This window comes from Streptomyces sp. NPDC052301, from assembly GCF_044593395.1.
GTDB lineage: Bacteria > Actinomycetota > Actinomycetes > Streptomycetales > Streptomycetaceae > Streptomyces.
On record NZ_JBIUBE010000013.1, the window covers coordinates 133,179 to 157,002 of the forward strand.

The following is a 23,824-nucleotide window of genomic DNA, read 5'->3' on the forward strand; positions in this document are numbered from 1 at the left end:
CCTCCACCGTTCCCGCCGTCCACCGCCCCGCCGGTCGGGCGGGGCGGTGGACGGCGGGAACGCGCGCTCAGGCGCTGTGCAGCGTCATCAGCACGGCCCGCAGGCGGGTGTCGTCCGGGCCCTGCCAGCCGGTGGCGAGATGGCCGAGGGCCCCCTGGGGCGGCAACGGCGGATTCTCGGCGACAGGGCGCAGGACACGGTGGATCCGCAGGACCAAGCCGTGCCCGGCGGGCAGCCGCGTGCCGTCCTCGTCGTCGGCAGGCTCGGGAACCGACGTGCCGGGTACGAGGGGCGCGCCGGTGCAGGAGCGGGTCACCTCGCGGTCGGGGGTGTCGGTGACGCTCTGGGCCATCGCCTGTGCCCTGCCGTCGATCAGTGACAGCAACTCGGCGACCAGCACCGGGTCGTGACAGCCGTCGTAGACCCACCGCTTGCCCAGCACGCCGTGCTCCGTCGTGCCGACGAGGGCGTGCTCGGCCCCCTCCAGCGGCGCCCCCCGGTAGGTGAGCGGGGCGAGGTAGGCCGTGCGCTCCGGGCTCGAGGTGTCGGTGGTCACCATGAACTCGATGCCGACCTCGCCCTCGGGGTCGTCCAGCCGGAAGCCGCCGGACTTCTCCAGCACCGGCGCGTCACCGCCGACGTACCAGGGGCGGGTCGGCAGCCAGTCGGTGAGCAGTTCGAGCTTGGTGGGCTTGAGGGTGGTGTGATGGATGACGGCCATGCCGGGCGGTGCCTCCCTGGGTGCGCGGACGCGGACCCTCCTCAGCCTTCCACACCCTGCCCGCGGGTCAGCGCCGGACTCAGTTCCGCCCAGGGGTTGGGCGGTTCGCCCGTCACCGGCCCGCACACCGCCGCGCCGCGCTCGTGCGCGGTGCGCACGGCGAGCGGGACGAGGGCCTCGGGAACGCCGTAGACGAGGTGACAGAACCGGTCGGGCGGGTGGCGGGCCGTCCAGGACGGCCGGGTGAACGCCGAGACGTACGTCGACCACGGGCCCTCGAAGGTGACCGTCAGGTCGGCGAGGCGGACGTAGCCCGGCGCCGGGTGGACGCCCGGGTTGAGGACGACGGTGGCCGCGCCGAGCCGCCGCAGGTCCCGGACCGTGCGGCGGCAGGCGGGCAGCCCGTCCGGGGTGGCGGTGACCCGGTCGAGGAAGCAGCGGTCGACGGCGTACCACTCCTGGTGGCGGTACGCCTCCTCGGTGATGACGGCGCGGTCCCGGACGCCGTAGTCGGTGTCGACGTACCCGAGCAGCCGGGCCCCTGCGGCGCGCAGGGCCCGGGCGGCCGCCGTGAAGGCGGGGTCCGGCGCGGCGCCCGGCCTGCTCGCGGGGTTGAGGACGACCGCGTGGGTGCGGGCCGCCGCGGTTAACAGCCGGTGCCAGGCGCCGGGGTCCTCGGCGGGGTGGACGTACAGCGGGATCAGCAGGGTCACGGGCTCTCCGCGGTGGCGGCCCACAGCGCGTCCAGGGCGTCGTCGAGGGTGTGGGCGGGCCGCCATCCGAGGGCGAGGTCGGCGGCGGTGATGTCGGAACACTGCCAGGACACCTGACCCGAACGGGCGGAGCCGCCCGAGCCCTCGACCAACGTCCCGCGGAATCCGGCGCGCCGGGCCAGACCGTGCACCACCTCGCGTACCGGTACGGCCGCCCCGCCGCCGATGTTGAGCACGGGCGGCAGCGGTCCGGGGGCGACGACCGCGCGGGCGACCGCCCCGGCGACGTCACGTACGTCGACGAAGTCACGGTGGGCGGTCAGGTCACCGAGCCGCAGCACCGCCTCGGGGCCCCGGTCGGCCGAGCGGAGCAGTGAGAGCAGCCGGCCGGGCAGGCTCGCCCCGGGGGCGCCGGGGCCCACCGGGTTGCCGACCCGGAGCACCACGCCGTCCAGGGCGGAGGTGGTGACGGCGACCGTGCCCCCTTGGTCGCGCCGTAGAGGGTGACCGGGCGGGCGGGCGCCGACTCGGTCACCGGGGTGTCGGGGACTCCCGGTCCGTACTCGGCGGCCGAGCCGAGGTGCACCAGGCGGGCCGTGGGCGCCCCCTCGCGCAGCGCCGCGCACAGGGCGGCCGGGCCGCGGGCGTTGACCTCGGCGAGGGTCACCGGGTCGCCGCCGGTGGCGCCCGCGCAGTTGACCACGGCGTCGGGTGCCGCCGCTGCCAGTGTCTTCGCGAGCCGTTCGGGCCGGTCGGCGGCGAGGTCGACGACGGCCTCGGTGGGGCCGGAGCGGCCGGCGGCGAGGACGTGCGCGCCCGGCAGGGCGCGCAGCCGCTCGGCCACGTGGCGGCCCAGATACCCGGTGCCGCCCAGGACGAGAATGCGCATGCGGTACTCAGGCTCCCTTGAGCAGCAGGGACTTGCGGGTGGTGAACTCGGCGTTGGCGCGGTCGTAGTCGTCGGGGCGGCCGATGTCGAGCCAGTAGCCGTCGAACTCGTAGGCGTGCGGCGGGTTCTGCTCCTTGAGCAGGTCGAGGACGAGTTCGTCGAAGCCGAGCGGCAGGCCCGGGGTGTAGCCGTCGAGGGTGGCGCGGCTGAGGCCGTAGACGCCCATGGAGACGCGGTAGTCCATGCTGGGCTTCTCCGTGAAGGCGACCACCTTGCTGGCGTCGGTGGTGAGCACGCCGAAGTCGATGTGCACCTTGCGGGAGTAGGCTGCGATGGTGAGCGGCGCGCCCGAGGCGTCGTGGCGGCGCAGGACGTCGGCGTAGTCGAGGTCGGTGAGGACGTCGCCGTTCATGACGAGGAAGTTCTCGGGCAGCCGGTCACGCAGGTTGAGCAGCGGGCCCATGGTGCCCAGCAGGCTGTCCTCGGTGGCGTAGTCGACGGGCGACCGGTCGGGGCTGTGCGGCCGACGGGCGCTCCAGGACGGGCAGTTCGAGGTAGATCGAGCGGAAGGGCGGCACGGAATGCGGGCCCCCGGTCGGGCGGGAGGCCGCTTCCCGGCCAAAGGGGTTTATCCGGCCGCGCGTTGAGGACGGCGCCGAGGTGGGCGTACGTACGGAGGACGCCGGGGCGGGCGGATGCGTTCCGCCCCGGTGCCCTCCGTGTGCGGTCAGCGGGCGTGGGCCCGCTCGAAGACGGCGAAGTCGGCCTCCTGCCGCCATTCGAGCCGGGCCTTCGGGCTGTTCGCGAGGAGGTGCAGACAGGCCGCGGCCCGGACGGGCAGACCGGGCCGTTCGCCCCGGCAGGCCGGGACCGGCCGGTAGCCCTCGGCCGTGGGGTTGCCCCGCCACAGGCTCGCGCCGGACAGGAAGGCGTACTCCAGCGAGGCCCGTGCCAGGTCCTTCAGCTCGGGGTAGCCGAGGCCGTAGGTGCCGGCGGCGTACTGGTACTCGTGGCTGATGTCGATGCGGGACACGCCGGGATCGTCGGTGGCGAGGACGACCGGGACGCCGTAGCGGCGGTAGGTGGTGAAGGGGTGGTCGGCGCCCTTCACACCGAGGATCTGGGCGTTGCTGGAGAACGGCACCTCGACGGCGATCCGGCGGGCCGCCATGGTGCGGGCGGTGCGCTGCCAGTCGTCCTCGTGGACGAGGTCGACGCCGTGCCCGACACGCTCCGTGCGGGCGATGTCGACCGCCTCCTCGATGTGGAACCGCAGGTCGTGGGGCTTGACCAGCCCCGGCCACAACTCGCCCGCGTGCAGGGTGACATGGGCCTTCGGATACTGGGTGCGCAGGTATCCGACCATGCGCATCTGCAGGCTGTAGTCGCGCAGGGAGCTGTCCCAGTCCTCGGGCTGGACGAGGTTGACGGCCACGAAGCGCGGGTCGGCCTCGGCGAGCCGCATGCCGAGGGCGAGCTGGGTGAAGACCCGCTCCGGTGAACTGCCCCGGGACGCCTGGGAGATCCAGCGGACGGTGAGCCTGCAGCCGGGCCGGGCCTGCGCGGTGCCGCAGCGCTCGGTGGCGCGGAACTCGGCGTCGCCGTCGTCGGCCTCCTTGCGGGCGTCGGCGACGACCTTGTCCAGCTTGCCGCCCGCGACGAGCTTGCGGTGCAGGGCGGTCAGGTCGGCGTCCCAGCCGACCTGGGCCGCGAGATCCTTCGCGGCGTCGGACGCGGGTGTGACCATCGTCTCCAGGTAGGACTGGTTGTTGCGGACGACGGTGTCGGCGACCTCCGCGAGCAGCTTGCCGCGGTGCCGCCAGGTGACCTCGCCGAACTTGCCGAAGGTGTCGAAGAAGTGGTCGTGGCCGCTCTGGCCGGGCGGGAAGTCCTCCATGGACCAGGCGCGCACGATCGCGTCGTGGAAGGCGCGGTCGGTACGTGCGTCGGCCGCGGGCCGCGTGCCGGCGCCGCACGGCGGGGCGACCGCGGTCAGAGTCCTGGTGTCGACGCACAGCCCGTCCTCGGCGGCGAGCTCGATGAGGTACTCCGTGGACACCGCACCGGACAGGTGGTTGTGCAGGTCGCCGCCCTTGGGCAACTGCCGGAAGAAGTCCCGCAGGGCCGCGGGCCGGTCGTGCACGGACCGGAGGTAGGCGTCCGTGCGCGCCTCCGCCGCGGTGACCTGCCGGGACGTCGGCGCGAGCGGTCGGGCGTCCCGGTGCGCCGGCTGGGCGGCGGCGGGCAGGGCGGACAGCAGGGACAGGACACTGAGGGTGCCGAGCGCGGCCGGAAGGACCCGGCGGGCTACGGCACTTCGACGTTGCAGACTCACACGGGCATGATCACGGGCGGATCACGACAGCACTGCCTGATCCGTCAGATACCAGCAGATAACACCCGACCGGGTGACACACCGGGCGCCGCCCGGGACGAAGGGCGAGTCCTTGGCCGGCGATGCCGGAGCCGGTCGGTCCTGGCAGGTCACAGCGGGGGCATGCGGGACTCCCGCGCGGGTATTCGCGCTGCGACCTCGCCCGTCGGCGACACACCAGGGAGGCGGAAACCCATGCTGATGGCACACCCCGCGGTACTGAAGGACCTCATCGCGCAGTACGAGGCCCTCACTCTGCTCGGTGCCGAGGAGAGCACCCCGCAGGCGCGGCAGCGCCTCGCGGACGTCTCCTACACGCTGTGCGTGGCCACCGGCACCAAGGACGTCGACATGGCCCTGATCGCGGCCCGGCACCGGCTGTCCGGGGCCCGCCCGGAGGACGACTCCCTGCTCCAGACGGCCGTCACCGCGCAACCGGCGGCCGGGGTCTGACGGAGGGAGCGCGCGGGGTCCGCCGTCTGCCGGACCCGCCCGTCTCCTGCGGGCTCTGCCCGCCCACTCCCCCGAAGTCGTGGGCTCCCGCTTCTGGTCGGCGCGGCCTACCGGACGGTATACAGACCCAGTCGAACGCGCGAGGGCCGCTCTCCGTTGCCGCCCGTGCGCGAGATGCCGGCTTCAGGGGGAGGACTCATGACGAACGACACGCGTCCGGCGGGCGGGGTGAGAGGGCGGCGGCGGACCGTCGTGCTGGCGGCGGCGCTGGGCGGATGCGCCCTCGTCGCCGCCTCCACGACACCGGCCGCCGCGCACCCCGGGCACGGCCGCACGGTCGACTACGTGGCCCTCGGTGACTCCTACACCTCGGGCCCCGGCATCCCGCGGCAGGTGGACGCGGGATGCGCGCGCTCGGACCACAACTACCCCTCGCTCGTGGCGGAGCGGTCGAGGACGACCGCGCTCACGGACGTCAGCTGCGCGGGCGCCACGACGGCGCAGATGTGGCAGGCGCAGGGTTCCAACAAGCCCCAGCTCGACGCCCTGGACCGGGACACTGACCTGGTGACGGTGCAGATCGGCGGCAACGACGTCGGCTTCGGTTCCATCATCGGCACCTGCGCCCGGCTCGCCTCCCAGGACCCGGCCGGCAACCCCTGCGAGCGCTCGTACGAGGCCGGCGGACACGACGCGCTGGCGCTCGCCGTCGCACGCACCGCGCCCAAGGTCGACCGGGTGCTGCGCGCCGTCCACGCCCGGGCGCCGCACGCCCGCGTGGTCGTCGTCGGCTACCCGGACCTGCTCCCCGACGACGGCAGCGGCTGCTTCCCGCAGGTCCCGTTCGCCCAGAAGGACTTCCCCTACCTGCGGGACACCGAGAAGCGGCTGAACCTGATGCTGCGCCTGGTGGCGGTCCTGAACCGGGCCGAGTACGTCGACACCTACGGCCCGACGGTCGGCCACGACATGTGCAAGTCTCCCGCGGACCGCTGGATCGAGCCCCTGCAGCCGGCCGCGCCCGCAGCTCCGGCGCACCCCAACGCCAAGGGCGAAGAGGTCATGGCCCAGGCGGTCCTGGACCGGTCGGCCGGGGGACGCGGACGCCACTGACGCGGGGCGGCCTCCGTGCGCGTTCCGCCGGAGGCCGCCGTACGGTTCGTCAGCCGCCGAGCGCGCCCAGCACCACGGCCTTCGCCTCCTCCTGCACCCGGGCCAGGTGGTCGGCACCGAGGAAGGACTCGGCGTACACCTTGTAGACGTCCTCGGTGCCGGAGGGGCGGGCCGCGAACCAGGCGTTGTCGGTGGTGACCTTGATGCCGCCGATCGGGGCGCCGTTGCCCGGCGCCTCGGTGAGGACGGCCGTGACCGCTTCCCCGGCCAGCGTGTCCGCGGTGACCTGGGCCGGGGACAGCTTGCCGAGCAGCGCCTTCTGCTCACGGGTGGCGGGGGCGTCGATACGGGCGTAGGCGGGCTCGCCGAAGCGGGAGGTCAGCTCGGCGTAGTGCTCCGACGGGGTCCGGTCCGTGACCGCCGTGATCTCCGAGGCGAGCAGCGCCAGGACGATGCCGTCCTTGTCGGTGGTCCACACCGAGCCGTCGCGGCGCAGGAAGGAGGCACCGGCCGACTCCTCGCCGCCGAAACCGAGCGAGCCGCCGGCCAGTCCGTCCACGAACCACTTGAAGCCGACCGGGACCTCGACCAGGGGGCGGCCCAGGTCGGCGGCGACCCGGTCGATCATCGTGGAGGACACGAGGGTCTTGCCGACGCCCGCGTCGGCCGGCCACTGCTCACGGTGCCGGTAGAGATAGGAGATGGCGACCGCGAGGTAGTGGTTGGGGTTCATCAGGCCCGCGTCCGGGGTGACGATGCCGTGCCGGTCGGCGTCGGCGTCGTTGCCGGTGGCGATGCGGAAGCGGTCGCGCTGTTCGATCAGGGAGGCCATCGCGTGGGGCGAGGAGCAGTCCATGCGGATCTGGCCGTCCCAGTCCAGGGTCATGAACCGCCAGGTGGGGTCGGTGTGCGGGTTCACCACCGTCAGGTCGAGGCGGTGCTGTTCGGCGATCCGGCCCCAGTAGGCGACGGAGGCGCCGCCGAGCGGGTCGGCGCCGATGCGCACACCGGCCGATCGGACGGCGTCCAGGTCCAGCACGCTCGGCAGGTCGTCGACGTAGCGGCCGAGGAAGTCGTACCGTCCGGTCGTGTCCGCGGCGAGCGCTGCGGCGTACGGCACCCGCCGTACGGCCTTCAGTCCCTCGGCGATGATCTGGTTGGCCCGGTCCTGGATCCAGGAGGTCGCGTCGGAGGCCGCCGGGCCGCCGCTCGGCGGGTTGTACTTGAAGCCGCCGTCGGCGGGCGGATTGTGCGACGGGGTGACGACGACACCGTCCGCGAGCGAGGAGGTGCGGCCGCGGTTGTGCGTGAGGATCGCGTGCGAGACGGCGGGGGTGGGCGTGTAGCCGTCGGCGCCGTCCACGAGCACGGTCACGTCGTTGGCGGCGAACACCTCCAGCGCGGTGACCTTCGCCGGCTCCGACAGGGCGTGGGTGTCGGCGCCCAGGAAGAGCGGCCCGTCGGTGCCCTGTGCCGCGCGGTACTCGCAGATGGCCTGGCTGGTGGCGGCGATGTGGTCCTCGTTGAAGGCGTTCGCCAGGGATGAACCCCGGTGCCCCGACGTGCCGAACGCCACCCGCTGTGCCGGGTCGGCCGGGTCGGGGTGCAGTGCGTAGTACGCCGTGACCAGCCGGGCCACGTCGACAAGGTCCTCGGGACCGGCCGGACGGCCGGCTCGCTCGTGCGGCATGAGTACGCTCCTCCGCAGGGGGTGTGGTCGTGTCCTCTCCGACCATCTTTCCTCGTCAGGACCCTGACATGCGAGTACGCCCCGCCTTATGATCAGGCGCTCACGATCTCCGTGCCGTCCCGCCGTCCGCGGGGGCGCCTTTCGCAGACAGGTCTTCCACCGTGCCCGCATCCCTCGCCAAGGCCCCGTGGCTCCTCGCTCGTTGCGCCCAGCTCGCCGTCGCGGCGGCGGCTGGTGCCGACGTGTTCCGGGCACGCGAGGCACGCGGGCGGCTGCTGCACCCGGCGGCCACGTCCGCCGCCGGGTTCGTCCAGGTCACCCAGATCTACTTGTACGTGACGACGGCGGCCGTCGTGCTGTTCCTCGTGTGGTTCGTCCGCTGCCGGCGCAACGCCCTGCTCCTCTCCCCCGGCCGGGTTCCGGGTTCGGCCGCCTGGGCCGTCCTCGCCTGGCTGCTGCCGGTGTTCAACCTCTGGGTGCCACGCGGGCTCGTGCAGGACGTCCACCGCGCGAGCACCCCCGCCGGCGCGGCGGCGGGCCGCCCGGACACCTTGGTGAACGTGTGGTGGGCGGCCTGGGTGGGGCACGCGGTGCTGGGTCCGGCGGTCATGAACCTGGGCGGCGGCACCTCGCTGCCGCTGCTCGTGACCGCGGCAGCCCTCGACCTCCTGGCCGCCGCCCTCGCGATCGCCGTCGTCCAGCGCGTCACGGCACGGCAGTCCGCCGCGCTGGGCCCGGGGGTGCCGGTGCCCGCGCCGGACGGCCTGCCGCAGTCCGCGTAGCCGGTCGGATCAGCCGATGTGGTAACTGTCCCCGTACACCTTCCAGTCGAGCGGGGTGTTCAGGTCCAGGTTGCCCTTGCGCAGGAAGACCCGCTGCTCGGTGTCGACGCGGCTGGTGTCGCTGTGGGCCTCCTCCTGCTTCATGGCCCAGACCCGGGCGTCGAGGAAGGCGTTCAGGTACGTCGTCTCGTTGCCGCCCTGGGCCGACGGCCTGGCGCTGCGCAGGGCGCGTGCCCTGATGTTGCGGAAGCTGGTCGGGTCGTCGCCGTCGCCGTGCATGACGATGGCGTCGTAGTAACAGAACTGGCCGAGGGCGTGCAGGCCGTCCGTCTTGCCCTGGGCGACCGCGGGGTTGAAGTAGACGCGGTCGCGCTCGTCGTTCTGGCACTGCTGGAAGACGGTGTCCTTGGCCGCCGTGCGCCAGTCCTTCGGATAGTCGGGGTCGAGGCCGGCGTGCGAGTCGGTGCCGTTGACCTTGCGCAGGGCCGGCAGGTACTTGGCGAGGACGTTGCCGGACCTGCGGTCGGCGTAGACCTTGACGAGGTCGAGCATGTCGCCGGTGCCGGAGCAGAAGCCGATGATGCCGGCGGTGTATCCGCGGCCGTCGCCGATGTCCTCGATGTACTTGTACTGGGCCTTCCAGTCGAGCGAGGAGTTCTCCGCGCTCGACACCAGCTGCATGGCCATCTCCTTCTTCGCCGGGTCGTCCAGGCCCGGCGCTGCGGCCGACGCCGTGCCGACGCGGGAGACTCCGACGAGGGCGCCCGAGGCGACCGCGCCGAGCGCGGCGACGACGGTCCGGCGGGACAGGCGGGCGGGGGCTGCTGTGTCGCGGTCTGCGTGCACCACAGGGACTCCAAGTGGGGGCAGGGGGTGGGGGGTTGAGCGGTTTTGGTCCGTACCGCATTGGTAGGAAAGTTTCCTATCAAATGCGGGGAGGGCCGGTAACCCGTCTGCGCGAAGTTCGTAGGATCGAACAGTCCTGCGGATCCCGCCCGGGGCGGTTCAGGTGCGGCGGAGCCGCTCCCCCTCCTGGGTGAACGCGTACAGCTCCTGCGAGGTGAGGATCAGCTCCTGCCGCTCCGTCCGGGAACCGACCATCGGCTGCGAGCCCCTGAGCGGCACCTGGGCGCTCTCCGGCAGGAACTTGACGGTCAGCAGGCCGATCGCACCCGCCAGCATCAGGTAGTACGCGGGCATCAGATCGTCACCCGTGGCCGAGACCAGCGCGGCGGTGACCAGTGGGGTGGTGCCGCCGAAGGCCGCGACGGCGATGTTGAAGCCGATGCCCATGGCCGCGTAGCGGACGGCGGTCGGGAACAGGGCCGGCAGGGTGGCGGCGCTCGGTGCGGCGAAGCAGCCCAGCAGGGTGGACAGGAGCAGCACCCCGAGCACCGGCGGCCAGGTGCCGTGCGCCTTGATCAGCAGGAAGGCGGGCACGGCGAGCACAATCATCGCGGCGGCGGCGACGGCGTAGACCGGCCGCCGGCCCACCCGGTCGCTGAGCCGGCCGATGAAGGTGATCAGCACGACGATCCACAACATGCCGATGAGCACCAACAGGTCCGCGGAGCCGCTGGAGCGCTTCAGCGTCTCGGTCTGATAGGTCGGCAGATAGCCGGTGACATGTAGTTGGTGACGTTGTACAGCAGCACCAGACCCATGCAGATGAGCAGGGGCTGCCAGTGGTTGCGCACGATGTCCTTGAACTCGCTGCCCGCCGATTCCTGCGCGAGGCTCTTCTCGTGCTCGTCCAGCTGCTGCTGGAAGGCCGGGGACTCCTCCAGCTTGAGCCGCATGTACAGGCCGATCACGCCGAGCGGTCCGGCGATCAGGAAGGGGACCCGCCAGCCCCAGGACAGCATCTGGGTATCCGTCAGCGCCAGGTTCAGCACGGTCACCAGGGCCGAGCCGAGGGCGTATCCGACGAAGGTGCCGAAGTCGAGCCAGCTCGAGAGGAACCCGCGCCGGCGGTCGGGCGAGTACTCGGCGACGAAGGTGGTGGCTCCGCCGTACTCCCCGCCGGTGGAGAAGCCCTGCACCATACGGGCCAGCAGGAGCAGCACGGGCGCGGCGATGCCGATCGTGCCGTAGCCGGGGATGACACCGATGGCGAAGGTGCCGACCGCCATCATGATCATGGTGGTGGCGAGCACCTTCTGCCGGCCGAGCCGGTCGCCGAGCGGCCCGAAGAACAGACCGCCGAGCGGTCGTACGACGAAGGCGGCGGCGAAGGTCGCGAAGGAGGAGATGACCTGGGCGGCCGGGGAGGCGCCCGGGAAGAAGACCTTGCCGATGGTGGCGGCGAGGTAGCTGTAGACGCCGAAGTCGAACCACTCCATGCAGTTGCCGAGGGCGGAGGCGCCGACGGCGCGCCGGAGCAGTGGCGGTTCGACGACCTGGACGTCGTCCTTGCCGAAGGCGCCCCGGTTGCGCCGAAGCCTGCGCGTCAGCTCCTCGCGGACCTGGCGCGGCAGCCGCGCCACGGCCTTCGGTACCCGCGGCCCGTTCCGGTCCGACCGGCTCTCACCGGACAGCGCACTGCTCACGAGCGCTCCTTCCTCTCAACCAGCTGATCACCGCCTGCCCCTCTGACCGATTCAGAAACGGAAGCGCTCAATCCCATCCGGGACGGCGGTTGGACTTGCGGGGCGCGGGGGACGCAGGGTGGACGAGCCCGTCCGCACCGGAGGGGCACCCCTACGGCACCACCCGGAGAACACCCGATGACCCACGTCGCGGACCCCGCTCGTTACGACGGCACCATGCGCTACCGGCGCACCGGCCGCTCGGGACTGGACCTGCCGGTCCTGTCGCTGGGCTACTGGCACAACTTCGGCGACGACCGCCCGTTCGAGACCCAGCGCGAGATCGCCCTGCGCGCCTTCGACCTGGGGATCACCCATCACGACCTGGCCAACAACTACGGTCCGCCGTACGGCGCGGCCGAGCTGAACTTCGGGCGGCTGCTGCAGCGGGACCTGGCGCCGTACCGGGACGAGTTGGTGATCTCCACCAAGGCCGGCTGGGACATGTGGCCCGGCCCCTACGGGCAGGGCGGCGGCTCCCGCAAGTACGTGCTGGCCTCGCTGGACCAGTCGCTGCGCCGGATGGGCGTGGACTACGTGGACGTCTTCTACTCGCACCGGCTGGACGCGACCACGCCGCTGGAGGAGACGATGGGTGCGCTCGACACCGCCGTCCGCCAGGGCAAGGCCCTCTACGTGGGCATCTCCTCCTACGACGCCGAGCGCACCCGGCAGGCCGCCGCGATCCTGCGCGAGCTGGGCACGCCACTGCTGATCCACCAGCCGTCGTACAGCATGCTCAACCGCTGGATCGAGACGGACGGCCTGCTGGACGCGGCCGAGGAGGAGGGCTTCGGCGTCATCGGTTTCACGGCGCTCGCCCAGGGGCTGCTCACCGGCCGCTATCTGGACGGCATCCCGCAGGACTCACGGGCCGCGCGGGGCACGTCCCTGGACGCGGCGTGGCTCACGCAGGAGATGCGGGACCGGCTGCGCGCCCTGAACGACATCGCGGCCCGGCGCGGCCAGACGCTGGCACAGATGGCGCTGGCCTGGGCGCTGCGCGACGAGCGGGTGACCTCCCTGGTGATCGGCGCCTCGCGGGTCGACCAGCTGGAGCAGAACGTGGCCGCGCTGGAGAACCCCGACTTCACCGCCGAGGAACTGGCCGAGATCGACAAGTACGCCACCGAGGGCGGCGTGGACCTGTGGCGGGACGCCCGGCTCGGCACTCTGGGGTGAGCGGAAAGGTTCGGCACCGAGTGACAGGGGGCTCTAGACATAAGGAAAAAGTAGGACATAATGGAAGTCACTCGGACAGCGTTGTCATCCGTTTTCCCTCGCGCCGCCCCGTGACTTCGAGGAGCCGCTCACCGTATGGCCTACGGAGCCCACCGCACCCCCCTCATGCCTCCCCGTCCCGACGTCGGCCTCGCCCGCGGCTGCGAGCAGTGCCTCGGCTGGGGGACCGTCGTCACGCGCGACGGGGAGCACGAGCTGTGCCGAACCTGTCAGCCCGCCGCCGGCGACGACGAGGGCGCCATGCCCTCCTAGCAGCCGCCCGCCGCGATGCGGGAGCACGACCCGGCCGGCCGCCCCGGATGTCACTCGCTGAGGGAGGCCGGCCCCGACGTACCGTGGGAGGCATGGCCCCTCCGCTTCCGGGACCGCTCGCCCATCTGGCACCGCTGCTCGGCCACTACGGCTACTGGGCCGTGGGGGCCCTGGTGTTCGTGGAGGACTTCGGTGTCCCCGCACCCGGCGAGACGATCCTGCTCGCCGCGGGCGTCTACGCGGGCGCGGGGCGGCTGAACATCGTGGCCGTGGCGGCCATCGCGTTCGTCGCGGCCGTGGCCGGGGACAACATCGGCTATCTGATCGGCCGGCTCGGCGGCCGGGCCTTCGTGCACCGGTGGGGCCGGTACGTCTTCCTGACGCCGAAGCGGTTCGAGGCCGCCGAGGCGTTCTTCGGACGGCACGGCGGCAAGATCGTGACCGTGGCCCGGTTCGTCGAGGGGCTGCGCCAGGCCAACGGGATCATCGCGGGCACGACCGGCATGCACTGGCTCCGCTTCCTCGCCTTCAACGCCCTGGGCGCGGCCCTGTGGGTGGGACTGTGGGCGACCCTGGCCTACCTGGTGGGCGACCACATCACGACCGTCTACGACGAGATCAGCCGCTACCAGCTGTACGTGGTCGTCGCCGTCGCGGTCCTCGTGGCGGCCCTCGTCGTACGCCGTGCCGTACGGCGGCGACGCGAGCGCTGACCCGCTCCGGCCCCCGCGCCCCTGGGGCCGGACGGCGAGGGCCCCGGAACGCTCACGAGGAACGCGCCGACCGTCGTGCGGAGCCTCCCTCCGTCGTGGGAGCGGGGCCGGACCGCGGGGTGTCGTCGTCGGCGCGTTCGTGGGCACCGCGCAGGGCCGAGGCGATCGCGGAGATCAGGGCCATGCCGGTGGCCACGCCGAAGACGATGGTCAGCCCGTGGTGGAAGGGGCCGGAGACCAGTTCCGGGAAGAAGGCGTGGCCGGTCAGGGTGGCGCGTTGGGCCGCGGTCAGGTGGTCCAGGGTGCCGCCGCCGAGCAGATGTCCGATGGGGTTGTCGCCGAGGAACGTCGCGAACAGCGTGCTGACCGGCGGCAGCGAGGCCGCCTCGTGGGCGGTCGCGGCGGGCACACCGTGCGCCTGGAGTCCGCTGCTGAGCGTGGCCGGCAGCGAGGAGGCGAGGCCGGACACCATCAGGGAGAAGAAGACTCCGATGGACAGCGCCGTGCCCGAGTTCTGGAAGGTCGAGCGCATCCCCGAGGCGACGCCCCGGTAGCGGGCCGGCACGCTGCCCATGACGGACGAGGTGTTCGGCGAGGAGAACATGCCCTGCCCGAGCCCGTTGAGCAGCAGCAGCGCGGCGAAGGCCCCGTAGTCGAAGTTCACGGGGAGCGTCAGAAGCCCGAGGAAGGAACCGGCGACGACGAGGAGTCCGGCGGTGGAGAAGATGCGCGCGCCGAAGCGGTCGGACAGGTAGCCGGAGACGGGCCCGGCGACCAGGAAGCCGAGGGTGAGCGGCAGCATGAAGATGCCGGCCCACAGCGGGGTGTCCTCGAAGTCGTAGCCGTGCAGCGGCAGCCAGATGCCCTGCAGCCAGATGATCAGCATGAACTGCAGCCCGCCGCGGGCGATCGCGGTCAGCAACGCGGCCAGGTTGCCCGCGGCGAACGCCCGGACCCTGAACAGCGACAGCCGGAACATGGGCTCGGCGACCCGGGTCTCGACGACGCAGAAGACCAGCAGCAGGAACAGCCCGCCGAAGATCCCGGCGAGCACCCAGGGGTTGGTCCAGCCGGTGGGGTGGCCGCCGTAGGGCTGGATGCCGTAGGTGATGCCCGCGAGCAGGATGCCGGCGCCGGAGGCGAAGGTGAGGTTGCCGAGCCAGTCGACCCGGCCGCGCCCGCCGGCCGCCGTCTCGCGCAGGCTCAGGTACGACCACACGGTGCCGGCGACACTGACCGGGACGCTCACCCAGAACACGGCACGCCAGTCGACCGCGGCGAGCAGGCCACCCGCGAGCAGGCCCAGGAACTGGCCGGCGAGCGCGGTGATCTGGTTGATGCCGAGGGCCATGCCGCGCTGCCGGGCCGGGAAGGCGTCGGTGAGGATGGCGGCCGAGTTGGCGGTCAGCATGGACCCGCCGAAGGCCTGCACGATCCGCCACAGGATCAGCCACAGCGCGCCGGCACCGGCCCGGAACGGATCGAGGGAGAGCGCGACGGAGGCGCAGGCGAAGACCAGGAAGCCGAGGTTGTAGATGCGCACCCGGCCGAACATGTCGCCGAGCCGCCCGAGGACGACCACCAGCACCGCCGAGACCAGCAGATAGCCGAGGATCATCCAGAGCAGATAGCCGATGTTACCGGCCGCGAGCGGGTCGAGGCCGATCCCGCGGAAGATGGCGGGCAGCGAGATGATCACGATGGAGGCGTCCATCGTGGCGATCAGGACGCCGAGCGTGGTGTTGGAGAGGGCGACCCACTTGTATCCGGGGCCCGGCGGTGTGTCGCGGTGGCGGGCGGAGTGGGCGAGCAGCCGGGCACGCATGCCGCGCTGCGGAGCAGGGGTGAGGCCGCTCATATCCGTTCCGCCAGCCGGTCGAGCAGGGGCAGGGCGTCCTGCAGCGCCTGCCGCTCCTGCGGGGTGAATTCGTCGAGGGCGTGGGTGAGCCGGGCGACGGACTCGGAACGGCGCTGCTCCAGGACGGCCCGGCCCTCCTCGGTGATCGCCAGGACGGCCCGGCGGCCGTCGGTCGCGTCGGGCGTACGGCTCACCAGTCCGCGCTGTTCGAGTCCGGCGAGCGTCGAGGCCATCGCCTGCGGCCTGACCCGCTCCAGCTCGGCGAGCGAGCCGGGCGAGTCCGGTCCGCTGCGGGCCAGCCGGGCCAGCACCGAGACGCCGGAGAGGGACACGTCCCCCACCGCGTGCGCCTGGCGCAGCCGGCGGACGATGCGGCCCATGGCCAGCCGCAGCGCGCCGGCGAGTGCAATCGTCTCCATGGTGCTAACAGTAGGTTTATCAGTCTGGACTGTTCAACCTTTGTTCGACCGAGGAGACGCGAGCGGCGCACCCTTTTCCGGTTTGGACCCCGGCACAGTGGCAAGCCGAATGTCGTCCAGACACAGCGAGACGTTGGGATGTGAAACCCATGGCGGGCAACCAGAAGGCGAAGGCCAAGGCGGAGCAGGCCAAGGGCAAGGCCAAGGAGGCCGCGGGCCGCGCCGTCGGCAACGAGCGCATGGAGGCCGAGGGCCGGATGGAAGGCGCGCGCGGCGACGCCCGGCAGGCCAAGGAGAAGGCCAAGGACACCTTCAAGCACTGAGTCGGTCGGCTGTTCGGGCTCCGCACGGGTCCGGGAAATCCAGCGGTGAAGCGGATTTCCCGGACCCGTTGTGCCAGCGGGCCGTACGCCCGTCAGCGGGCCGTACCGCGGGCGGCCACCTCTCATCAGGGGCTCGTGGGCAACCGGAGGAATCCCGGTGAGCGTCCCCTTGATCGAGGGGTCAGCGGGTAGCCGGGCAGGGACGGCATGACGACCCCGTAGGCGCGCGGAGCCCCTGCACAGCGAGGGACCCCGACCCCCGGAGGAAAAGGGCAACGAGGTATGGACATCCCGCTCAGGACGCACGCGACGACGCAGGCCCGCCCCGGGCAGCTGCGCTACAGCCGCACCTGGCACACCGGTGTGACCAGCATCGCCGACGCGCGAGACGCCGTCGCCGCCCTGCTCTCCCGAGCCCGTCCCGCACCGAATGGGCGCTCGGTGCAGGACGCCCAGCTCGTCGTCAGCGAACTCGTCACCAACGCGGCCCAGCACGCCCCCGGCCCGTGCGCGCTGCTGCTGGAGCTGCTGCCGGGCGCCGCGGGGCTGCGCGTCACCGTCACCGACACCTCCGCCCGGCCGCCCCGGCGGCGGCCTCCCGATCCGGGGCGGGTCGGTGGCCACGGGCTGCATCTCGTGTCGATACTCACCCGCGGTCTGGAGGTGATCTCGCTGCCGCACGGCAAGCGGGTCACCGCCACGGTGCCGCTGACCGGCGAGAACGCCGGCCGAGGGCTCAACTGACCCGGATGCCCACGATGCAGGTGTCGTCGTCGGTGTCCGACCGGCTGTAGGTGAGCAGCCGGTCCAGTTGCTGGTCCAGGACGCTCGGCGCGGTACGGGCCGTTTCCAGCAGATGGGACAGCGACTCCTCCACGGAGCGGTCCCGGCGCTCGATCAGACCGTCGGTGTACATCAACAGGGTGTCTCCCACGGCGAGTTGCACCTCCGTCTCCTCGTACACCGCGTCCGGCAGAGCGCCCAGCAGCAGCCCCTTGAGGGTCGGCAGGGCGGACGCCTCCGCCTCCCGCACCAGCACCGGTGGCAGATGCCCGGCCCGCGCCCAGCGCAAGGTGCGCCGCTCGCCGTCGTACAGACCGCACACGGCGGTCGCGGTGACGGCCCCCGTCAGATGGTGGGCGACGATGTTCAGCCAGGACAGCAGCTGCGCCGGTCCGGCGCCGGTCACGGCCAGGCCGCGCAGCGCGTTGCGCAGGACGACCATGCTGGTCGCCGCCTCGATCCCGTGCCCGGCGACATCGCCGACGCACAGCAGCACCACCCCGGAAGGCAGCACGACGGCGTCGTACCAGTCACCGCCGACGAGCTGCTCGGTCTCGGCGGGCCGGTAGCGCACCGCCACCTGGAGGCCGGGCACCTCCAGCGGGGCCTGCGCCGGCGGCATGATGGCGTGCTGGAGCTGCAGGGCCAGCCGGTTGCGCTCGTCGGCCTGCTGCTCGGTGTGGGCCAGCTGGTCACGGGTGGCGGCGAGGGCGACCTCCGTCCAGTGCTGGGCGGAGATGTCCTGGTAGGCGCCGCGGACGAGGATCAGCTGGCCGTCGGTGTCGAGGACCGGTTCGGCGACCACCCGCATGTGCCGGGTCACGCCGTCCGGCCGCAGCAGCCGGAACGCCGCGGACGCGGGCCTGCGGTGGTGCAGCACGGTCCGCAGGAAGCGGCCGATGGCGACGGCGTCGTCCGGGTGGGCGTGCGCGGGCAGCTCCTCCAGGGCCACCGGGGGGCTGGTGGGCGGGTGACCGTACAGGCTGAACAGCTGCCCGTTCCAGGTGATCTCGCCTGTCAGCAGGTTCTCCTCGAAGCCGCCGATGCGGCCGAGCCGCTGGGCGTTCTGGAGCAGACTGGCCAGGCGTGCCGTTTCGTCCTCGATGCGCCAGATCAGCAGGACGCCGGCGCCATGGCGGCTGATGCTGATGTCGGCGACGGCCGCGAGGGCCACCTGGTCGACCAGGGCGGTCAGCCGCATCCGGTGGGCGCGGAACGGTTCGCCGGTGGCGTGGACGCGTTCCACCCGCTGGAAGAGATCGCTGGTGCCGGCGGCCAGCGGGTAGGCCTCCAGCAGCAGGGCGCCGTTGATGACGGCCCGCGGCCGGCCCGCCGGGTCGAGGAACCGGCTGTTGACGTGCTGGATCCGGAAGTCGACCAGCTGCCCGGCGTCGTCGAGGTGCGGCAGCAGCACCAGCGCCGGGTCGTGCAGCCCGTCCGCCAGGTCCATCAGCTCCACGACGTCGGGCAGCACCCGGGGCTCCTGGGCCCCGGCGGCGGGCAGCACGAACGTCTCCAGGCTGTGCGCGCACAGCTCGGCGAGGGCCTCCACCTGCCGGGCCACCGGCCGCGGCAACGGCTCCTCCGGCTTCGGCCAGGCGATCTCCAGCACGCCGTGGATCCGGCCGCCCGCACCGGCGGGTACGGCGATCCGTGCCCCGTCGGCGAGGTCCCGCCGGCCGATCGTGGGCAGCCCGGAGGCGGAGAGCGAGGACAGCCACTGGCCGTCGGGCTCGGTCAGGCCGCGCCGGGCCACCGTGGCCACGTCCGGCGGGACGTAGTGCCAGCGGGCCGCCTCGACGGCCGGGAAACCGGCGCTGCCCGCGAGGGTGAGCGAACCGTCCGATCCGGCCGCCCAGATGGCCACGGCCACGGCGCCCAGGGGCCGCAGGGCGTGTTCGAGCAGCGAGTCGGCCATGGCCTGGGTGTCGTGTGCGGCGAGGACCCCGCTCTCGGCCACCCGCAGCCGTACGGCCGCGGACTCCTCGACGGAGCCCGCCGGGTCTGCGGCAGCGGCCAGGAACGCCTCGGTGACCTCGGAGACGCGGTCCCGGGCCGCCTGGTTGATGACCTCCACCGCGAACTCCAGTGGCGTCACCTGCGCCTGCTCGGTGAGCGCGGCGAGCTGGCGTGCGGCCTGCGCGGGACCGCAGCCGAGCCGCTCGACCAGGATGCCCTTGGCCAGCTCGATCAGCGCTCGGCCCTCGGCCTCCGCCTGTGCGGTGCGCACCTCCCCGCGCAGCCGCTCGACGGTGGCGGCGAGCCGGCCCACCGGGGAGGTGGCCGGCGCGTCGGCCGCCACGGCTTCCGCCGGCTGCCGCCGGGCGGGCACCCCGGTGGGGGCGGGCGATTCGGCTGGGGGTTCGTGGATGTTCACCGGTTCCGTACCTCTCGGCCTGCGGTCGGACGGGCTCGCCGGGGGGTGCTCATGCGGGGAGCCAGCGCCGGACGCAGGCGATGAGGTCATGGGTGTCCACCGGTTTCGTCACGTAGTCACTGGCCCCGGAGGCGAGGCTCTTCTCCCGGTCGCCCTGCATCGCCTTGGCGGTCACGGCGATGACCGGCAGGTCGGCGTACTGGGGCATCCTGCGGATCTCCGCCGTGGCCGTGTACCCATCCATCTCCGGCATCATCACGTCCATCAGGACCAGTTCGACGTCCGGGTTGTCGACCAGCGTCTCGATGCCCTTGCGGCCGTTCTCCGCGTGCAGGACGCGGAAGCCGTGCAGTTCGAGGATGCCGCTGAGCGCGAACAGGTTGCGGGCGTCGTCGTCCACCACGAGGACGGTACGGCCGCGGGTGGGCTCGTCGCCCTCATACGCCACCGTGCGCTGCGGTTCGTCGCTGCGGACCAGGGTGAGCACCTCGCCGGGCTCCTCGGCCGCCAGGTGCAGGGCGATCCGCTCGCGCAGCTCGTCCAGGCTGGAGAGGTGCTCCAGCGCACCCCCCGGCTCCTCCGTGGCGTGCTCGGCGCGGTGGGAGCTGTGCACCAGCACCGGGACGCTCGCCAGGGCGGAGTCGCCGCGCAGCGCCTCGAGGAACCGGGCCGACTCCCCGTCCGGCTCACCCAGTTCGACGACGACACAGTGGCAGGGTTCGGCGGCGAGCGCACCGGCCGCCTCCTGGGCGCCGACGGCGGTGATGATGTCCACCGGCGCGCCGACACTGTCGGCCTGCGCCTGCGCGAGGTCCCTGACCACGCTCTCGGCAACGAGCGTCAGCAGGCCGCGCGGGCGCTCCTCCACGACGAGCAGGCGGCGGGCGCGCTGGCGTTCGGCGGTGAGGAGCAGGACGCCCTCGGGGCGGTCGGGCCCGTCGGCGGTGTCGCCCTGTTCCAGCTCGGCCGCCCGGGGGGTGACGCGCCCGGTGCGCAGGTGTTCCTCGAAGTCCGGCCGGGCGACGGGCAGGAAGAGGGTGAAGGTGCTGCCCCTGCCGGGGGTGCTGTCCACGGTGACGGCACCGCCGAGCAGCTGGGCGATCTCCCGGGTGATGGACAGCCCGAGCCCGGTGCCGCCGTACTTGCGGCTGGTGGTGCCGTCCGCCTGCTGGAAGGCGCCGAAGATGGTCTCCAGTTGCTGTTCCGGGATGCCGATCCCGGTGTCCCTGACCCGGAAGGCGACGACCGCCCCGCCCCGGACCACGCCGCGGGGCACCTCGTCGTCGGCGGCGGGTTCGACACGCAGTTCGACACCGCCCTGTTCGGTGAACTTCACCGCGTTGGAGAGCAGGTTGCGCAGGATCTGCCGGAGCCGGGAGTCGTCGGTGAGCAGGTCGGCGGGGGCGCCGGGGGCCGTGGCGACGGTGAAGTCCAGGCTCTTCTGCGAGGTCATCGGCCGGAACGTGGCCTCGACGTACTCGATGAGCTGGCGCAACGTGACCCGCTCGGGCGTGACGTCCATCTTTCCGGCCTCGACCTTGGACAGGTCCAGGATGTCGTTGATCAGCTGGAGCAGGTCCGAGCCGGCCGAGTGGATGATGCCCGCGTACTCGACCTGCTTCGGGGTGAGGTTGCGGGAGGGGTTCTGGGCCAGCAGCTGGGCGAGGATGAGCAGGCTGTTGAGCGGGGTGCGCAGCTCGTGGCTCATGTTGGCAAGGAACTCGGACTTGTACTTGGAGGCGAGCGACAGCTGCTGCGCGCGCGCCTCCAGTTCCTGCCTGGCCTGCTCGATCTGCAGGTTCTTCGCCTCGATGTCGCGGTTCTGCTCGGCGAGCAGCGAGGCCTTCTCCTCCAGTTCGGCGTTGGAGCTCTGCAGCTCCTCCTGCCGGGCCTGCAACTCGGCCGAGCGGGACTGCAGTTCGCTGGTCAGGCGCTGCGACTCCTGGAGGAGTTCGTCGGTACGGGCGTTGGCCACGATCGTGTTGACGTTCACCCCGATGGTGTCCACGAGCTGCTGCAGGAAGTCCCGCTGGATCGGGGTGTACGGGGTGACGGAGGCCAGCTCGATGACGCCGAGGACCTGGTCCTCGAAGACGATCGGCAGCAGCAACAGCGCAGTGGGCTCGATCTGTCCGAGCCCGGAGGAGATGGTGACGTACCCCGGCGGCAGCTCGTCCACGGCGATGGTACGGCGGCTGCGCGCGGCCTGGCCGACCAGGGAGCGGCCGAACGCGATACGGGAGGGCCGGGTGTCCTCCTCGGGCCGGCCGTAGGAGCCGACGAGCCGGAGCTCGGGTCCGGACGGGCCGTCCTCCGCCAGGTAGAAGGCGCCGTACTGGGCGGAGACCTGGGGCACCAGCTCGTCCATGATCAGTTCGGCGACGACGGGCAGGTCGCGGTGGCCCTGCATGAGGCCGGAGATCCGGGCGAGGTTGGTCTTCAGCCAGTCCTGTTCCTGGTTGGCCCGGGTGGTCTCGCGCAGGGACCCCACCATGGAGTTGATGTTGTCCTTGAGGTCGGCGACCTCGCCGGAGGCGTCGACGGTGATCGACCGGGTCAGGTCGCCCTCGGCGACCGCGCTGGCCACGTCGGCGATGGCGCGGACCTGCCGGGTCAGGTTGCCGGCGAGTTCGTTGACGTTCTCGGTGAGCCGCTTCCAGGTGCCGGAGACACCCTCGACCTCCGCCTGGCCGCCGAGCCGGCCCTCGGTGCCCACCTCACGGGCCACGCGGGTGACCTCGTCGGCGAACGCGGAGAGCTGGTCCACCATCGTGTTGATCGTCGTCTTCAGTTCGAGGATCTCGCCGCGCGCGTCGACGTCGATCTTCTTGGACAGGTCGCCCTTGGCCACGGCGGTGGTCACCAGCGCGATGTTGCGCACCTGGCCGGTGAGGTTGTTGGCCATGGAGTTGACGTTGTCGGTGAGGTCCTTCCAGGTGCCGGCCACGTTGGGTACGTGCGCCTGGCCGCCGAGCCGGCCCTCCGTGCCCACCTCGCGGGCCACGCGGGTGACCTCGTCGGCGAAGGCCGAGAGCGTGTCGACCATGGTGTTGATGACGTCGGCGAGGGCGGCGACCTCGCCCTTGGCCTCGACCGTGATCTTCTGCGAGAGGTCGCCCTTGGCCACGGCGGTGGCGACCTGGGCGATGGAGCGGACCTGGCCGGTGAGGTTGGAGGCCATCACGTTGACGTTGTCGGTGAGGTCCTTCCAGGTGCCGGCGACCCCCCGTACCTGCGCCTGGCCGCCGAGCCGGCCCTCGGTGCCCACCTCGCGGGCCACGCGGGTGACCTCGTCCGCGAAGCCGGAGAGCTGGTCCACCATCGTGTTGATGGTGCTCTTCAGCTCCAGGATCTCGCCCCGTGCGTCCACGGTGATCTTCTGCGACAGATCGCCCTCCGCCACCGCGGTGGCCACCTGGGCGACGTTGCGCACCTGCGCCGTCAGGTTCCCGGCCATGAAGTTGACCGAGTCCGTCAGGTCCCGCCAGGTGCCCTTCACGCCCTTGACGTCCGCCTGACCCCCCAGGCGGCCCTCGGTACCGACCTCGCGCGCGACCCGGGTGACCTCGTCCGCGAACGCCGAGAGCTGGTCCACCATCGTGTTGATGGTGCTCTTCAGCTCCAGGATCTCCCCGCGCGCGTCCACGGTGATCTTCTGCGACAGATCGCCCTGCGCCACCGCCGTCGTCACCTGGGCGACGTTGCGCACCTGCGCCGTCAGGTTCCCGGCCATGAAGTTGACCGAGTCCGTCAGGTCCCGCCACACACCGGCGACACCGGGCACCTGCGCCTGACCCCCCAGGCGGCCCTCGGTGCCGACCTCGCGGGCGACCCGGGTGACCTCGTCCGCGAACGCGGAGAGCTGGTCGACCATCGTGTTGACGGTCTCCTTCAGCTGAAGGATCTCGCCGCGCGCCGGAACGTCGATCTTCTGGGACAGGTCGCCCTTGGCCACGGCGGTGGCGACCTGGGCGATGTCACGGACCTGTGTGGTGAGGTTGCCCGCCATCGCGTTGACGGAGTCGGTCAGGTCGGCCCAGGTTCCCGACACCCCGGGCACCCGCGCCTGGCCGCCGAGCGTGCCCTCCGTGCCCACCTCGCGGGCCACCCGGGTCACTTCCGAGGTGAAGACGGACAACTGGTCGACCATGCCGTTGAAGACGGTGGCGATGTCGCCCATGAGTCCGGGGGAGTCGTCCGGCAACCGGGTGCCGAAGTCTCCGTCACGCACCGCGGTCAGTCCCGCGAGCAGTCTCCTCAGTTCCTGGTCTTCCGGGATCTTGTCCGTCGTCCCGGCCGTCTTGCCGGCCATGCGCACCCTCGTTCCACTCCCCAGGAGCCCCCGTGCGGAGGGCTCGGAACCACTGCCGGGCACACGGCCTGACCCGACGATTGGTGTGTGCGTTTCCGCAGTTCACGGATCTGCACGATGAGAAAATACGCCGCAGGTTAACCCACTTTCGCGGTCGCGGGCACACCAATCGGCCAACCTTCGACGATCATGAAAAACTTCTGCTGCGGCAGGCATGGGAGT

17 protein-coding genes and 3 pseudogenes are annotated in these 23,824 nt (G+C 72.2%); 8 read left to right on the plus strand and 12 right to left on the minus strand.

All coding sequences use genetic code 11. The features are described from left to right. Window positions 1-67 precede the first annotated feature (67 nt). The 5 genes and pseudogenes from ACIHEJ_RS30975 to ACIHEJ_RS30995 all read right to left on the minus strand — a co-directional run bounded on the left by ACIHEJ_RS30975 (window position 68) and on the right by ACIHEJ_RS30995 (window position 4,658). A complete protein-coding gene (locus ACIHEJ_RS30975; protein WP_400140399.1) occupies window positions 68-721 on the minus strand; it encodes a 1,4-alpha-glucan branching protein in 654 nt (217 codons plus the stop codon). Between the two features lie 41 nt (window positions 722-762). Beyond that, the gene (locus ACIHEJ_RS30980; protein ID WP_400140400.1) at window positions 763-1,434 is read right to left on the minus strand and encodes a spherulation-specific family 4 protein; all 672 of its coding nucleotides are present in this window, start codon (window positions 1,432-1,434) and stop codon (window positions 763-765) included. Next, window positions 1,431-2,323, minus strand: a pseudogene (locus tag ACIHEJ_RS30985) (NAD-dependent epimerase/dehydratase family protein). Before ACIHEJ_RS30985 ends, ACIHEJ_RS30980 begins: the two are co-directional and overlap by 4 nt. 7 nt (window positions 2,324-2,330) lie before the next feature. Next, window positions 2,331-2,822, minus strand: a pseudogene (locus ACIHEJ_RS30990) (NDP-sugar synthase); the annotation flags it as partial. Window positions 2,823-3,050: 228 nt separating this feature from the next. Then, complete coding sequence (locus tag ACIHEJ_RS30995) at window positions 3,051-4,658, minus strand: adenosine deaminase (RefSeq protein WP_400140401.1); 1,608 nt, start codon at window positions 4,656-4,658, stop codon at window positions 3,051-3,053. A 234-nt stretch (window positions 4,659-4,892) separates the two neighbouring features. Here ACIHEJ_RS30995 and ACIHEJ_RS31000 point away from each other — a divergent pair, with 234 nt between their 5' ends. Further along, a complete protein-coding gene (locus ACIHEJ_RS31000) occupies window positions 4,893-5,150 on the plus strand; it encodes a DUF5133 domain-containing protein (protein WP_400140402.1) in 258 nt (85 codons plus the stop codon). Window positions 5,151-5,348: 198 nt separating this feature from the next. After that, entirely contained in the window at window positions 5,349-6,263 is a 915-nt protein-coding gene (locus ACIHEJ_RS31005) for an SGNH/GDSL hydrolase family protein (RefSeq protein WP_400140403.1), read from the plus strand. A gap of 49 nt (window positions 6,264-6,312) precedes the next feature. On the opposite strand, the gene pgm is transcribed toward ACIHEJ_RS31005, so the two are convergent. After that, on the minus strand, window positions 6,313-7,953 hold the full coding sequence (gene pgm / locus ACIHEJ_RS31010; protein ID WP_400140404.1) for a phosphoglucomutase (alpha-D-glucose-1,6-bisphosphate-dependent): 1,641 nt from the start codon (window positions 7,951-7,953) through the stop codon (window positions 6,313-6,315). 161 nt (window positions 7,954-8,114) lie between these two features. Here pgm and ACIHEJ_RS31015 point away from each other — a divergent pair, with 161 nt between their 5' ends. Then, complete coding sequence (locus ACIHEJ_RS31015; RefSeq protein ID WP_400140405.1) at window positions 8,115-8,735, plus strand: DUF4328 domain-containing protein; 621 nt, start codon at window positions 8,115-8,117, stop codon at window positions 8,733-8,735. A gap of 9 nt (window positions 8,736-8,744) precedes the next feature. Here ACIHEJ_RS31015 and ACIHEJ_RS31020 read toward each other — a convergent pair whose 3' ends face one another. After that, complete coding sequence (locus ACIHEJ_RS31020; RefSeq protein ID WP_400140406.1) at window positions 8,745-9,584, minus strand: chitosanase; 840 nt, start codon at window positions 9,582-9,584, stop codon at window positions 8,745-8,747. Between the two features lie 156 nt (window positions 9,585-9,740). Continuing rightward, a pseudogene (locus ACIHEJ_RS31025) lies at window positions 9,741-11,272 on the minus strand (MFS transporter). A 189-nt stretch (window positions 11,273-11,461) separates the two neighbouring features. Here ACIHEJ_RS31025 and mgrA point away from each other — a divergent pair. The 3 genes from mgrA to ACIHEJ_RS31040 all read left to right on the plus strand — a co-directional run bounded on the left by mgrA (window position 11,462) and on the right by ACIHEJ_RS31040 (window position 13,530). Next, window positions 11,462-12,505 carry an L-glyceraldehyde 3-phosphate reductase gene (mgrA, locus tag ACIHEJ_RS31030; RefSeq protein ID WP_400140407.1) on the plus strand — a complete coding sequence of 348 codons (1,044 nt, stop codon included), beginning with the start codon at window positions 11,462-11,464 and terminating at the stop codon, window positions 12,503-12,505. 135 nt (window positions 12,506-12,640) lie between these two features. Further along, window positions 12,641-12,817, plus strand: coding sequence for a hypothetical protein (locus ACIHEJ_RS31035; RefSeq protein ID WP_400140408.1), 177 nt, complete (start codon window positions 12,641-12,643; stop codon window positions 12,815-12,817). 92 nt (window positions 12,818-12,909) lie between these two features. Further along, entirely contained in the window at window positions 12,910-13,530 is a 621-nt protein-coding gene (locus ACIHEJ_RS31040) for a DedA family protein (RefSeq protein ID WP_400140409.1), read from the plus strand. A 52-nt stretch (window positions 13,531-13,582) separates the two neighbouring features. Here ACIHEJ_RS31040 and ACIHEJ_RS31045 read toward each other — a convergent pair whose 3' ends face one another. Continuing rightward, complete coding sequence (locus ACIHEJ_RS31045; RefSeq protein ID WP_400140477.1) at window positions 13,583-15,355, minus strand: MFS transporter; 1,773 nt, start codon at window positions 15,353-15,355, stop codon at window positions 13,583-13,585. Window positions 15,356-15,384: 29 nt separating this feature from the next. Next, complete coding sequence (locus tag ACIHEJ_RS31050; RefSeq protein ID WP_400140410.1) at window positions 15,385-15,807, minus strand: MarR family winged helix-turn-helix transcriptional regulator; 423 nt, start codon at window positions 15,805-15,807, stop codon at window positions 15,385-15,387. Between the two features lie 149 nt (window positions 15,808-15,956). Here ACIHEJ_RS31050 and ACIHEJ_RS31055 point away from each other — a divergent pair, with 149 nt between their 5' ends. Both ACIHEJ_RS31055 and ACIHEJ_RS31060 read left to right on the plus strand, forming a co-directional pair. Then, complete coding sequence (locus ACIHEJ_RS31055) at window positions 15,957-16,130, plus strand: CsbD family protein (protein WP_366015263.1); 174 nt, start codon at window positions 15,957-15,959, stop codon at window positions 16,128-16,130. Between the two features lie 282 nt (window positions 16,131-16,412). Next, window positions 16,413-16,874, plus strand: a complete 462-nt coding sequence (locus ACIHEJ_RS31060) for an ATP-binding protein (RefSeq protein WP_400140411.1) — start codon at window positions 16,413-16,415, stop codon at window positions 16,872-16,874. Here ACIHEJ_RS31060 and ACIHEJ_RS31065 read toward each other — a convergent pair. Together ACIHEJ_RS31065 and ACIHEJ_RS31070 are read right to left on the minus strand one after the other, a co-directional pair. Further along, window positions 16,867-19,290, minus strand: a complete 2,424-nt coding sequence (locus ACIHEJ_RS31065; protein WP_400140412.1) for a SpoIIE family protein phosphatase — start codon at window positions 19,288-19,290, stop codon at window positions 16,867-16,869. The genes ACIHEJ_RS31060 and ACIHEJ_RS31065 overlap by 8 nt on opposite strands. A 49-nt stretch (window positions 19,291-19,339) precedes the next feature. Beyond that, a complete protein-coding gene (locus ACIHEJ_RS31070; protein WP_400140413.1) occupies window positions 19,340-23,602 on the minus strand; it encodes a HAMP domain-containing protein in 4,263 nt (1,420 codons plus the stop codon). Window positions 23,603-23,824: the final 222 nt, after the last annotated feature.

Bases quoted from the DNA above. Each gene is read 5' to 3' on its own strand.
- ACIHEJ_RS30975 (WP_400140399.1), bottom strand. From the start codon at position 721: ATGGCCGTCATCCATCACACCACCCTCAAGCCCACCAAGCTCGAACTG.
- ACIHEJ_RS31000 (WP_400140402.1), top strand. From the start codon at position 4,893: ATGCTGATGGCACACCCCGCGGTACTGAAGGACCTCATCGCGCAGTAC.
- ACIHEJ_RS31005 (WP_400140403.1), top strand. From the start codon at position 5,349: ATGACGAACGACACGCGTCCGGCGGGCGGGGTGAGAGGGCGGCGGCGG.
- pgm (WP_400140404.1), bottom strand. From the start codon at position 7,953: ATGCCGCACGAGCGAGCCGGCCGTCCGGCCGGTCCCGAGGACCTTGTC.
- mgrA (WP_400140407.1), top strand. From the start codon at position 11,462: ATGACCCACGTCGCGGACCCCGCTCGTTACGACGGCACCATGCGCTAC.
- ACIHEJ_RS31035 (WP_400140408.1), top strand. From the start codon at position 12,641: ATGGCCTACGGAGCCCACCGCACCCCCCTCATGCCTCCCCGTCCCGAC.
- ACIHEJ_RS31040 (WP_400140409.1), top strand. From the start codon at position 12,910: ATGGCCCCTCCGCTTCCGGGACCGCTCGCCCATCTGGCACCGCTGCTC.
- ACIHEJ_RS31045 (WP_400140477.1), bottom strand. From the start codon at position 15,355: ATGCGTGCCCGGCTGCTCGCCCACTCCGCCCGCCACCGCGACACACCG.
- ACIHEJ_RS31050 (WP_400140410.1), bottom strand. From the start codon at position 15,807: ATGGAGACGATTGCACTCGCCGGCGCGCTGCGGCTGGCCATGGGCCGC.
- ACIHEJ_RS31055 (WP_366015263.1), top strand. From the start codon at position 15,957: ATGGCGGGCAACCAGAAGGCGAAGGCCAAGGCGGAGCAGGCCAAGGGC.
- ACIHEJ_RS31060 (WP_400140411.1), top strand. From the start codon at position 16,413: ATGGACATCCCGCTCAGGACGCACGCGACGACGCAGGCCCGCCCCGGG.
- ACIHEJ_RS31070 (WP_400140413.1), bottom strand. From the start codon at position 23,602: ATGGCCGGCAAGACGGCCGGGACGACGGACAAGATCCCGGAAGACCAG.